Genomic DNA, 13,021 nt, shown 5'->3' on the forward strand with positions numbered 1-13,021 from the left:
TTACACGAGGTGTTAAATGAATAATAAAAATATTAAAAATATTAAAAAATATGATAAAGATATAAGAAAAGCAAATTTTGGCGAAGCAATTTTTACTTTCCTTTCTCTTGTAATAATTATGTTTGTGAGCATTATAAAGTATGAAGAAAGTCCTCATATCCCCATGTTAATTGGTGTTTTTATAGCATCCCTCGTTGCATTAAAAATAGGCTATAGTTGGAAGTTTATTGAAAATTCAATGATAAAGGGAATCTCTCAAGCCATGCAATCTATTATAATTTTGGCAATTATTGGAGTTTTAATTGGCATTTGGATTTTAGCCGGAGTTGTTCCAACTATGATTTACTACGGACTTTTAATTTTAAAACCTTCAATTTTTCTTGTGGCTACAGTTTTAATAACTTCTATAACTTCACTTGCTACGGGAACTAGTTGGGGAACAGCTGGCACAATGGGCATTGCTCTTATGGGAATTGCAAAGGGTTTAGGCATACCTGCTCCAATAACTGCAGGTGCAGTTTTATCTGGCTCCTACTTTGGCGACAAAATGAGTCCCCTATCTGATACTACAAATCTAGCACCAGCAATGGCTGGCACCGATGTATTTACGCATATCAAGGCAATGTTTAAGCCAACTGTTATAACATATATTTTAACTCTTGCAATCTTCGGATTTTTATCAATGAAATACAGCGGAAGTTCTGCCGATCTATCTAGTGTAAATGTAATTACTAATGGTTTGAAAAATAATTTTAATATATCTCCCCTTCTTTTAATTGCACCTTTAATTGTAATACTTTCCATTGCAAAAAAGATTCCCGCAGTCCCTGGAATAAGCCTTGGCATAATTGCAGCTGCCATCTTAGGGCCAATATATCAAAATATAAATTTTGGAGATATCTTGTCTGCTGCACTAAATGGTTTTGTTTCAGAAACTGGAGTTGAGTCTGTGGACAAGCTTTTGACAACTGGCGGACTTAACAACATGATGTCTTCTATTTCACTTACTATTATCGCCATGATGTTTGGTGGCATTGCAGAAGAAACTGGAATCCTAGAAGCAATAGTGAAAAAGTTCCTTCACAAAATAAAGTCCACTGTTGGAATAGTAACGGCTACAATTTTAACTTGCTTTTTTACAAATGCAACTATGCCCGAGCAGTACATCTCCATAGTTGTGCCTGGAAGAATGTTTAAAAATGAATATAAAGATAGAAACTTAGATCCAAAACTTTTATCTTCAACTCTTGAATCAGGTGGAACTGTTACATCTGCAATGATACCATGGAACACTTGCGGTACTTATATGACATCTGTACTTGGAGTTCCAACAGTACATTATCTTCCCTTTTTGTTTTTCAATCTATTGATGCCAATTGTACAAATAATAATTACAGCAATTGACGCAAAAAAATTTAAGCTTTCTACTGACAAAGATACTTTCACCAATTGAAAAACTGCCTCTTTTTGATATAATGTTTAGTGAAATAAAAAGAGGTGTAATATGTATAAAGATATAATAACTGGACTTATAAATTCTGCAAGCAATAAGAAAAATTTACTTGAAGCTTCTCTCTTCAAGTACATAATTTCCTCAATGCTTGCAGGATTTTTTATTGGTATAGGAATGCTCATAATGATACTTTCGACAAATGTATTTTCTCCCCTACCAATTGCAGCTGTAAAATTTATTAATGGATTTTTCTTCTCTCTTGCATTATCCTTTGTAGTTTTTGCAGGCGGCGAACTCTTCACTGGAAATGTCCTCGTTACAACCCTTGGAAGGCTAAATAAAAAAATTGAAACATCTACATTTTTAAAAATTTTAATATTTTCCTATATTGGAAATCTTTTGGGCTCAATTTTAATCGCATTCTTATTTAAAATGACTGGTGTATCCCCTGAATACAATGAAACTCTATTAAAACTTGTAGCCGGGAAAACAAATTTCGACTTCACTGCACTTTTATTTAAGGGAATTATGTGCAATATCTTAGTATGTATAGCAGTTTTAATATGCTCAAGAAAAATTTCTGACTCAGCAAAATTAATTTTAATTTTTTGGTGTATCCTAGCCTTTGTAAGTCTTGGTTTCGAACATAGCGTGGCAAATATGACTTGCTTTGCCCTTGCAAAAATATTAAATCCAGAATTTAGCTTTGCATTAATTCTTAAAAATTTAATACCAGTTACAATTGGAAATATTGTTGGTGGTGTGCTCGTTGCAATAACTTATAATACTATAGGTAAAGACAAATAAAGAAGACAGGTTTTTTATTTTCCTGTCTTCTTCTTATATCTTTAATTTTAAAATTAATTTGTAGATAAAAAAGGTCATCACCATTACAAAAATTGTAACTGTAAAAAGTCCCAAAATATAATTTGGAAATACATTTTTTATCACTTCAAGAGGAGAACCAATATAAGGTTCTTCAATAAAAAAATAATTTGCACTTAACTTTTTATTTAAAATTCTTATAATAGGCAACATGGCAATTATAAAAATTGCTGGATAAATAATATCAATAAGCTTTGGTTTGTATTTCTTTGAAAGAACAAGATATATGGGATAAAAGGAATTAGCTCCGTGAATTATCCACGAAATAATTGCAACATAGGAATACCTATTTACACTAGTCCACCCTGGTGTAATTAAACTTAAAATGGCAGCCGGCATAAATAAAAAGAAAAGCGATGCCCTTATAAATTTACTTTTGAAAAAAACATCTAATGCCATAAACTGTGCTCCAAACAAACAAAGATGAAAGGGTAAGTAGGAGCTGTCATAATGTCCAGTCATTAAAACTATAATAAGCCTTATTATCTCCAGTGTAATTGGCATTATCGCAAAAACTTTTCTAAAGTTTTTATTATTTTTCCAAGGTTTATATAAAATTATTGCAAAAATAAAAATAATAAATATGCAGGTGAAGTGATACCTTCCAAAAAACTCAAAGCCAACTTCACCATAATTTAAATCCCAAAAATTTCTCATTTAATTAAAATCCTTTATAATTTTCTTTAGAATATTTCATCATAATAAATTATACAATTAATTCTATATAAAGAAAATACTATAAATTCCTTTAAATTTTGATCCTATGTTGAACAATTTTTACATAATCTTGAATTTCTTATATTTTGCCTTTTATATTTGCTTTTTATTTCATTAGACTATCTATACTAATATTAAATCAGCCAATTGTAAAATTATTGGCATAGTAGCCAAATATAAAACCGTACTAACGCTAACTAACTCAACTGAATATATATAATCTTTATCTAATTTTTGTGCATATACCGCCAAATTAGAACCTACAGGAGCACTTACACAAATAATTAGCGGTAAAATTATTTCTTTATTGACATTTAATACCTTAAAAATAAATATTGTTGTGATCGGTATAATTAGCAGTCTAACCATTGAGCTAATTACTAGATTTTTATTTAAAAATGAACTTACTCCTCGCACTTGAGCTATATATGTGCCTAACAGAATCATTGCTAGCGGAGAATTAATGCTAGCTAATGATTTAATAAATGAATTAAAAACATCAGATACTTGGTATTGAAAAGTATATATTGTAACGCCAATGAAAAAACTTATAACTAAAGGATTCTTTATCATATCCAATTTGTTTTTCAAAATAGTCTCTCCTAATAATAATTTTTGCCCATAAAAATATTGTAAAATATTTAATAAAGCAATATAGCCAGATGCATAAATCAGATATTTTTCATCTAAAACAGATGTTATAATTGGTATTCCCATAAATCCTGCGTTTGAAAATGAAACTCCAAAATTATCAATTGCTTTATCTTTAAACAATAAAGAAGATATTAATATTGAAATCATTAAACATAATAATGACAATGCTATTGAAGCTAAAAATAATTTAGACGGTATTTCCATATTGTTGTTGATATAAGACGTTAAAATTGAACAAGGCAATACAATGTAAATTAATAAGTTAGCAATACTTTTTGAACCCTCATTATCTATCTTCTTATTTTTATACAATAAAAATCCCACTAGCATAAACAAAAACATTATCAACAGCTGTTTTAGTATTATAAACAAATTACTCATTTATATTATATTTCCTTTAGTATTTTTTCTAAATATTTTTCAAACTTGATTGCAGATGCATAATCCAATACTTCACTAGGCGTGTGGTAATACAATCTAGTAGGACCAATTGCTATTGCATCCTCTAAGTTCAGCAAATCTTTCAAAATAGCTACTTCATTTCCAGAGTGAGATGCAGTTATAATTGGAGCTTCGTTATAAATGCTCTTAAAAATTTCTTCGGCTTTGCTACAAAGCTTAGAACTCTTGTCAGAAGTCCAACCAGGATATTTGCTATGCACACTTATATCACAGTTATAAATGTCTGATAATATTTTGATTTTTTCTAAAATCATTTCTCCTGATTCTTTATAAGCACTTCTTATCTCCTCAGTAAGTATAATCTTATCCACTTGGGTTTTTACAACGCCTAAATTTGACGAACTTTCTACTAAACCGCTAAACTTGTTATCCATTTCAAATATACCGTTAGGAATTAGGCTTATGAGATTAATTGTTCTCAATTCATCAATTTCAGTAAGCACTAAACATTTATCAATTTTACTTAATGATAAATTTAAATTCTTTCCCATTGTGTTATATTTCTTAGACAAAAAATACGAATATTCATTAATAATTTTTTTGCATTTCTCTATATTATTTTTATTCCTTAGTCCTAATTTTATAGATGCTTCTCTTGGTATAGCAAGTCTAGAATTTCCTCCATCTATCGAGCTAAGACTGCATTCTATTCCAGATTTTTTTAAATTTTTATATAAATCAACTAGTAGTATTAAGGGGTTTCCATATCCCTTATCTATATCATTTCCAGAGTGACCACCACGCATATTGGTTAGTTTTAATTCAAAAAATTCTCCATCATACTCAACAAAATTTACTTTAAGGCTAAGTTCACACGCAAAGCCACCTGAAGAGCCTACTAGAATTTTATTTTCCGGACTAATATCTAAATTTATCATTCTTTTTGCACTTAATAATTCTTTGTTTATATTATATGCTCCAGCCATATCAGTTTCTTCTCTTGTTGTTAAGATTGCCTCTATTGGTGGAAACATTTCATCATTAATTTCTAACATAGCCATTATTAGAGCTACGCCAATACCGCAATCAGCACCCAATGTTGTGCCGTTTTTTGATCTTATAAATCCATCTACTATTTCCCATTCGATAGGATCAGTTTTAAAATTATGATTAGATTCAGGTGTTTTTTCACATACCATATCTAAATGAGCCTGCAAAATAATAGGATCCTTAGATTTATTATTATCTTTTTTTATAATTAAATTATGATACTTATCATCTTTAACTGTATACCCTCTTTCAAGCGCCCAGTTATATATATATTTACTGACTTTTTCTTCATTTCCACTTCCCCTAGGTATTTTAGATATTTCGCTAAAATAAAACAAAGTATTATTTTTTAATAAATCTTCTTTTTTCATGAATTTTTAATTCCCCTTGTCATTAAATTTATTGTTTAAAATGGCCCATAATTTATATATTGTGCAAACATTGCCGCAGCTACACCTATAGCTAGTAAAACCAAATATATTTTACTAATAAATTTAAACCAGTTAATATAATTAATTTCTCCTATACCTAGTCCAATCATAAGTGTTCCACATGTCACCCATAGCATATTTGAAAGTCCATCTCCTAGTTGAAAGGCTAAAACAGCAACTTGTTGATTTACACCTAACACTTGCGCTAGTGGTGATATTATAGGCATTGTAATAGCAGCTTGAGTTGATCCTGAATTTACAAAGAAGTTAATTAACGTTTGAACTATAACCATTCCACCTGCCGATATAATTGGTGGTAAATTCTTAAGTGGCAAAGATAAATAATAAACTATTGAATCTAATATTTTAGCAGAATCTAGTATTGTAGTAATAGCCATAGCAAATCCGATTATTAAACAAGGAACAGCCATATCTTTTGCTCCCTTACTAAATTCTTGAAAAATTTTATTTAAATTATATTTATTAACTACACCGCTTAATAAGCCAATAGTTAAAAAAATAGTAGCACACTCAGATAAATAAAAACCTTTCATAGTCGCACCATAAATTAAAAATGCTAATCCCGATACAAATATGAGCCATACTAGTTTATGAGATTTACTCATTTTATTAATGTTTTCAAATTTGCTTTTGCTCTTAAATTCTTCTGGTATATTAGGGCTAATACTTAAACTAAAATCCTTTTCAACTTTATTTGCATAATTTATCATATATCTAACTGCCACTAAATATAAAATTAAACTTAATATTATTCTAAACTCTAAACCTGATGGATAGGGTAATCCTGCAATATCTTGAGCTACTGCCAAGTTAAAGGGGTTTAAAAACCCTGAACCATATCCTATAGCATATCCTAATATCATAGTTCCTATAGCAGTTATAGTGTCAAACCCTAAAGATACCATCAATATTATTATAAAAGGTGCAAAAGCCATCATTTCTTGACCCATTCCAAAACTTGATGAGCAAAACAAGAAAAAGAACATGGTGATAGCTATAATTATTTTTTTCTTTTTTTCATTATTAAACTTTTTTACTAAAACATTTAATAATGATTCTATTGCTCCAGTAGATGTAATAACTCCTAATGATCCTCCAATTAAAAGTAGAAAGGAAATTATCGGTGCCGCCTTTTGAATTCCTGCATCAAAGGATAATAACATTGTTGTTACACTAGCTTTATCTGCTTCAACAAATTTAAATGTATCTGCTACTACAACTGTTTTTCCTGTTACTTCATCTAATACTCTGGCATATTCCCCTGATGGAATAAAATGTGTCAAAATTGAAACTATTACTACTATAACAAAAAGTAAAGTTAATGGGTTCAAGTTTGAAAAAATGCTAGATAAACTTAATTTTTTATTCTTTTTCATAATACTCTCCTCTTCATAATACTCTTCTATAAAAACGTTTTTCTTGATTTTTATTTTATACCTTTAATTTTCTAATGTACAATTCAATAAAAAAATATACCCCATACATTTTTAATATGTTATTTTTTGATAAATTTGTTTTACTAATTTGTTATAATTATTATGGGTGATATTTTGGAATTAAGACAGTTAGAATATTTTATTACTATTGTTCAAGAAGGTTCTATTACAAGCGCTGCAAAAAAATTACATATGACTCAACCTCCTCTAAGCCGTCAAATTAAAAATTTAGAAGAAGATTTAGGAGAAGTTTTATTTTACAGAAAAAATAACAAAATGTACCTTACAGAATTTGGAAAATTTTTCTTATTAAAATCAAAGGAAATTGTTTCTTTATCAAAGAATATAAAAAAAGAAATTAAGGAATTTAATGAACAAAATATAGGAAGTATATTAATTGGAGTAACTCCTACTTCTATACCCTTAATTTTCAACAATGAATTAAAATCTTTTTTAAAAGATAATCCTAAAATAGTTTTTGATATATATGAAGGAGATACTACTTTCATATACAATCTTCTAAACAAGGGGATAATTAACATTGGAATCGTGAGATCCCCTTTTCAAAAAGATAATGTTAATACCATAATTAAGAATCCAGAAAATATGTGCGTAGCCATGATTGATTATTTTAATTGGAACAAAGAAAAAGATTGTTCAATAGGCGATTTAGATGGAAAAAAAATAATAATTTATCATAGATATCAAAAGGATTTGGAAAATTCTTTTTTTAAAAATAATATTAGACCTGAGATAGTATGTGTCTGTAATAGTTCAAGCACTACGCTAAGATTAGCGGAACTGGGGATGGGAATAGCAATTCTACCTAAAAGTGCTATTAAACAATCAAATGAACATATTGTATATAAAGAAATATTAGATGATAGTTTAACATCTTCTACTATGGCTATTTGGATAAAAAACAACTACTTATCTAAAGCTGAAAAGCTTTTTTTAGACTTTTTTACTAATTTATAATTTATACAGATAAAATTCATCATTAAAGCGAGAATTTTATCTGTTGATATTTACCATTTTTCGATATTTATTTTGTTGTTTCTAAAAATTCCCTTCCAGTGATTTCAACTTTATCCAAGACAAAAAGCGTGAAACTTCCCTTTGCAATTATTTTGTTCTTGCACATGGCGACAACTTCAATCACTTCTGTGCTTTTTCCCACGTGAATTATTTTTGTATTAGAGTAAATTTCTTCTCCATAGCTTATGGAGGAAATAAAATTGACACTCGAATCTAATGTAACAGCTTTTTTTCCATTTATGATAGAAAGGCAACCTACAGCTGTATCCATTAATGCAAAAATTTCTGCTCCGTGAAGTATATTATAGGCATTAAATTGATTTTTCTCTGGTTTCATTTTTAAAACTAAATTATCGCCATCTAGTTCAAAAAATTTTATATTACTTTTTTTTACATATTCATCATCTTTAAATAAATTTTTTAAATTAATTTTTTTCATTTTTCCTCCTACTAAAAAAAGAAAGCTGTCTTATGTTTAGATCTACTAAATTTGAAACTGTGATGCCAATAAGCCTTAGCTTCTCGCCTTCATAAGCTTCATCAAAAATCTCCATACTCTTATTTAGTATATCTCCTTCTTCATAAATTGCATTGTCATAAGTTTTTGACCTAGTCTTAACTTTAAATTTTTCATTTTTCATCTTTAAAGTTAAAGTGTATCCAGAAATTTCCTTTACAATTAAATCTTCTGAAACTTCTTTAGAAAATTCTTTTAAATAATTTATAAGTTCTTCTTTGTTTTTTGTAGCTTCAAAGGTTGACTCCGTGCCAAGACTTTTTCTCATAGTGTTTGGCGTCACCTCTCTATTATCTACTCCTCGAATTCTGTTGTAAATTTCTTCGCCACTTTTCTTAAACATATTTGCTAAAAATTCATGGGAAAGTTCATAAAGATCCTCAACTTTATTTATTCCAATATTGCGCAGTTTTTCCTCCGATTTTCTCCCAATACCGTGAACCTTTCTTATATCCAGTGGAAATAAAATTTCTGGAATATCGGACTCTCTAATAACCATTACGCCACTAGGTTTGTTCCAGTCGCTTGCAAGTTTTGCTAAAAATTTATTATAACTAAGGCCAACACTCACGCTTAGCCCTGTTTTATTAAAGACATCTTTTTGTAGTTCGTAAACAATATTTTCGTCATAACCAAGTCCTGTTACATCGAGATAGGACTCATCTATGGAAACTTTTTCGATTTTGTCTGTATAAGTCTTTAAAACTTCAAATACTTCCCTCGATTTTTCCAGATACCTATCTCTTCTCATGGGCTTAATTATTAAATGATCGCAAAGATTTTTCGCCATATACATGGGCATGGCAGAATGAATGCCATATTTCCTCGCAACGTAATTAGCCGTTGTTACAACTCCATGATTGGATTTACCCCCTACAACTACTGGCTTGCCTATTATTCTATTGTCGTCAAGTTCTTCTACTGATGCATAGAAAGCATCTATGTCAACATGTATAATAATCCCCATAAATATCACTACTTTAGTATATCATATTAACTTTTTATAATGAAGAAAATTTGATATAATTACATTGAGGTGAAATCTTGAAAAAAAAAGTTGCACTCTATGATTTTGACAAAACTATTGTTGACTGTGAGTCTATATTGGAACTTTATAAATACGCATACAAAAATAAAAAAATAAATATTTTTAAAACTCTTTGGAATTTAATTTCTGCATATATCAAGTCAAAAATTAATTCCGACTTTGAAATAATGAAAAATGAAATGGTCTCTGTTATAAAATATTTTTCAGAAGATGAACTCAAAAGCTTCGTTACAAATTTTCTCTACCCCAAATTTTTCTTTAAAGAATTTGAAAGTGAATTTAATTCCTATGACGAAAACACTGTTAAAATCCTCTGCTCTGCTTCTGCCACAAATTATTTAATCTATGTAGGTGAACTCTTTTGCTTTGACTACATAATTGGAACGGATCTAGACGAAGATTATAAATTAATTCGTGGCAATAATAAAAAGCAAATCAAGGTAAAAAATATCAACGAAATTTTAAAAAGAGATGGAATAGATATTGATTACGAAAATTCCCTTGGCTACTCCGATTCTTATAATGACGATAAATATATGCTCAGGCTTGTAAAAAATAGATTTTTAATCAACTCTAAAGTAAAGAAAAAGGGATATACAAATTTAACTTGGCATAAAAAAACTGAGGGTTAATTTTCCTCAGCTTTTTTTAAATTTCTAAAATATATTTTTCAATTAGCTTGGCAATTTCGTCATAGGATTTTTCTCCAATAAACTCGTAAACTTTTTCGCCCTCTTTATAGAAAGAAACTCTAGGCAATTGGAAGATTTCATATTTTTCTGCAAAGTCTTTATTTTTGTCGAGATCCATGTAGTAACAGCTAATCTCTTTGAATTCTTCTTCTAGGAGAACTTGCATTACTTCCATAAGTGGTTCACAGTGAGAACATCTATCTGCACCAAAGATAACTATGGCTGCTTTTTGTGATTTTATCGTGTCGCCAAAATAATTTTGCATTACATATTTTATTACTGATTCATTTCTCTTAATTACTTTCTTATTTTCTTCAAGATCTAAAACTGATTCTGATTCTTGTGAAAGTGGGTCTATATCGTTATTTAGTTCACTTCCATTTACATTTGTAACAGCAACAGACTTGAAACTTCCTGCTCCCTTTAGCTTGTAATAAGATGCATCTTCAATCTCTTCAATTTCATTTTCACTTTCATCTACGTCTAGATAATCGTAGGGATATCTATAAACTCTGTAAATCATGTTATTTTTCAAAACATTTTCTGTCGTCGTCCTATAAGGGCATGTCCATTGCCAAACTATTTCCTTTGAAGGTGTGATTTCAATAACCATACCCTCTGTCGCAAGGGTTATTAGAGTGTTTCCATTGGGAAGTCTTTGAAGATTTCCGCCATAGGGTGAATAAAATTTGTAGCCATTCATTGGAATTGAAAAACCAAAATCCCTTGGATCTACGGACCAATTTACAGAAAGTGTTACTGGATTTATCTCTAAGATTCTGGAATAATTTCTAACAAAGGGCAGTAGTCCTGAAGGTGATGTGAGTGTTGGTGAGCCGTAGCCACATCTTCCTCCATTGTCAAAAATCAATAGATTGCCCTCGCCTTCCAAACCCCTTGGAATTATACTTGCAAAGGCAGAGCCAACTACTGGATCTATTTTCTTGAAGTCTGAAAATTTTGGTCCCAGCTTGTAACAAATTCGTGACCTCTTTTTGTCGATTATGCCAATAATATTTGCAGCTCTCGCAGTAAATAAAATGTTGTCTGGATGAAATCGTGGATCGCCTTGATCGTACCACTTGTTTTCGCCAATTGTAGAAATTGATGTCACGTCTAAATAATTTCCAAGAGGTCTTTCCGTAATCCTAAGATTTGGATTTCTGTATAAAACATTTTTTGCCTCTTCGGAAAATCCAAGTTGGTCAAAGTGTTCACTAAAGGAAAATTTCCAAATAATATTTCCCTTTTTGTCTACTTCTAAGATTACATCGTCAAGCAAAGTCTTGTCAGAAATTCTATTGTCCACGATGGCATCGTGAACTAATATAAGCGTATTGCCACCTTGGATGATTTTTTCTCCAGGGTAATAATATCCAAGTGAGTTTCCTTCTCTTTGAAAATCAGAATGTGCTCTAGCCATCCACTTTGGTCGATAACCTCTGTCCTCTGTGAACTTAAATTTGTCGAAGTCAAATACAACTCTTCCATCTTTATCAAATTCAACTAATTTTATACCATCACTGACTCCAAAATCTGATGATCTAAAAGAAGAAATACTCATAATATTTTTATTTGGAAGCATCTTTGCAGGCATTGGGTTCACAGAATACCTTTTAAGCTCCCTGCCGTCCATTTTTGTAATTAGTGCTCCGTCCTTTGCCGTTGAAATTAAATTTATACCATTGTATGCCTTTTCTTTATTGTAGACTACAGTTCCCCTTGGATAAACTCTCATCTCACACCCCTATTTCTAATGTATCTCTCTGCATAGACAGTAGCCACTGCACCATCGCTTGCTGCTGTAACAATTTGTCTAAGAGGTTTTTGTCTTATATCTCCTGCAGCATAAATTCCTTCTACAGATGTCCTCATGCAGTCGTCCGTTACAATAAAGCCAAAATCATCTAAATCTAAATAATCCTTTACAAATTCTGAATTGGGACTCATCCCCGCAAAAATAAAAACTCCATCAGAAGTCACTCTAGTATTTGTATTGTCAGATAAATCTAAAATATCAAGACTATTTACTCTGTCATCGCCGTAAATTCCCTCGAGTTTTGAGTGCCAAGTGTAAGAAATTTTTGGATTCTCCTTAATTTTTTTAACTTCCAATTCATTTCCATCGAAATTTCCTTCTTCGTGAATAATAATCATATTAATTGAGTTTGCAAAATTAGAGAGATAATCTGCCTCTTCTAGTGCAAGATCACCTGAACCTAAAATATGTATGTCTTTGTCCTTAAAATAATCTGCATCACAAGTTGAACAATAGGACACACCACGACCAGCAAATTCAATTTCGCCAGGAACATTTATCATCTTTGCATAAGTTCCCGTTGCAATAATAATTGCCTTTGCAAAAAATTCTCTTCTCCTTGAAGTAATAAGCTTGAAACCCTCGCCTATCTTTTCGATCTTTGAAACAGTTCCATAAGTAAACTCGTTAGTATTAAAATTTTCTGCTTGCCTTCTAAATTCATTTATCAAATCTCTCCCAGAAATTTCTTTGAATCCTGGATAATTAATAACCCTAGGAGTATCGTTAACTCTGCCGCCAAAGGAAAATTTTTCGATTACCAAAGTGCTTAAAAGAGATCTCCCCGCATAAATAGCAGCACTCAAGCCAGCTGCACCTGCGCCAATTATAATTAAATCATAATTCTTCATTTAATCA

Annotated in this window: 12 protein-coding genes; 4 read left to right on the forward strand and 8 right to left on the reverse strand. The window is 30.4% G+C overall.

The window, feature by feature from the left end; all coding sequences use genetic code 11:
* Positions 1 to 16 precede the first annotated feature (16 nt).
* Together nhaC and HKO22_RS08210 are read left to right on the forward strand one after the other, a co-directional pair.
* Positions 17 to 1,453 (forward strand): Na+/H+ antiporter NhaC, encoded by a 1,437-nt coding sequence (gene nhaC / locus HKO22_RS08205; RefSeq protein WP_169969952.1) that lies wholly within the window; start codon positions 17 to 19, stop codon positions 1,451 to 1,453.
* Positions 1,454 to 1,504: 51 nt separating this feature from the next.
* Positions 1,505 to 2,260, forward strand: coding sequence for a formate/nitrite transporter family protein (locus tag HKO22_RS08210; protein WP_169969954.1), 756 nt, complete (start codon positions 1,505 to 1,507; stop codon positions 2,258 to 2,260).
* A 33-nt stretch (positions 2,261 to 2,293) separates the two neighbouring features.
* Here the strand turns inward: HKO22_RS08210 and HKO22_RS08215 are convergent, their stop codons facing one another.
* From HKO22_RS08215 to HKO22_RS08230, 4 genes are all read right to left on the reverse strand, one after another.
* Positions 2,294 to 2,995 carry a YwaF family protein gene (locus tag HKO22_RS08215; RefSeq protein ID WP_169969955.1) on the reverse strand — a complete coding sequence of 234 codons (702 nt, stop codon included), beginning with the start codon at positions 2,993 to 2,995 and terminating at the stop codon, positions 2,294 to 2,296.
* Between the two features lie 183 nt (positions 2,996 to 3,178).
* A complete protein-coding gene (locus tag HKO22_RS08220; RefSeq protein WP_169969957.1) occupies positions 3,179 to 4,090 on the reverse strand; it encodes an AEC family transporter in 912 nt (303 codons plus the stop codon).
* A gap of 5 nt (positions 4,091 to 4,095) precedes the next feature.
* A complete protein-coding gene (gene pepD, locus HKO22_RS08225; protein WP_169969958.1) occupies positions 4,096 to 5,532 on the reverse strand; it encodes a beta-Ala-His dipeptidase in 1,437 nt (478 codons plus the stop codon).
* Positions 5,533 to 5,567: 35 nt separating this feature from the next.
* A complete protein-coding gene (locus HKO22_RS08230) occupies positions 5,568 to 6,989 on the reverse strand; it encodes a YfcC family protein (RefSeq protein ID WP_169969960.1) in 1,422 nt (473 codons plus the stop codon).
* A gap of 174 nt (positions 6,990 to 7,163) precedes the next feature.
* On the opposite strand from HKO22_RS08230, the gene HKO22_RS08235 reads away from it, so the two are divergent.
* Positions 7,164 to 8,027: a LysR family transcriptional regulator gene (locus HKO22_RS08235; protein WP_169969962.1), complete on the forward strand. Its 864-nt coding sequence runs from the start codon at positions 7,164 to 7,166 to the stop codon at positions 8,025 to 8,027.
* A 67-nt stretch (positions 8,028 to 8,094) separates the two neighbouring features.
* Here the strand turns inward: HKO22_RS08235 and HKO22_RS08240 are convergent, their stop codons facing one another.
* The gene (locus tag HKO22_RS08240; protein WP_169969964.1) at positions 8,095 to 8,526 is read right to left on the reverse strand and encodes a PaaI family thioesterase; all 432 of its coding nucleotides are present in this window, start codon (positions 8,524 to 8,526) and stop codon (positions 8,095 to 8,097) included.
* Positions 8,513 to 9,571, reverse strand: a complete 1,059-nt coding sequence (locus HKO22_RS08245) for a DNA polymerase IV (protein ID WP_169969965.1) — start codon at positions 9,569 to 9,571, stop codon at positions 8,513 to 8,515. Before HKO22_RS08245 ends, HKO22_RS08240 begins: the two co-directional genes overlap by 14 nt.
* 77 nt (positions 9,572 to 9,648) lie before the next feature.
* On the opposite strand from HKO22_RS08245, the gene HKO22_RS08250 reads away from it, so the two are divergent.
* Positions 9,649 to 10,284: an HAD family hydrolase gene (locus HKO22_RS08250; protein ID WP_169969967.1), complete on the forward strand. Its 636-nt coding sequence runs from the start codon at positions 9,649 to 9,651 to the stop codon at positions 10,282 to 10,284.
* A 16-nt stretch (positions 10,285 to 10,300) separates the two neighbouring features.
* Here HKO22_RS08250 and HKO22_RS08255 read toward each other — a convergent pair whose 3' ends face one another.
* Positions 10,301 to 12,082 (reverse strand): thioredoxin domain-containing protein, encoded by a 1,782-nt coding sequence (locus HKO22_RS08255; RefSeq protein WP_169969969.1) that lies wholly within the window; start codon positions 12,080 to 12,082, stop codon positions 10,301 to 10,303.
* Positions 12,079 to 13,014 carry an NAD(P)/FAD-dependent oxidoreductase gene (locus HKO22_RS08260; RefSeq protein ID WP_169969971.1) on the reverse strand — a complete coding sequence of 312 codons (936 nt, stop codon included), beginning with the start codon at positions 13,012 to 13,014 and terminating at the stop codon, positions 12,079 to 12,081. The genes HKO22_RS08255 and HKO22_RS08260 overlap by 4 nt, the downstream gene beginning before the upstream one ends.
* Positions 13,015 to 13,021 lie beyond the last annotated feature (7 nt).

Origin of the sequence: Peptoniphilus faecalis (assembly GCF_012976305.1) — a bacterium.
Lineage (GTDB): Bacteria > Bacillota > Clostridia > Tissierellales > Peptoniphilaceae > Peptoniphilus_A > Peptoniphilus_A faecalis.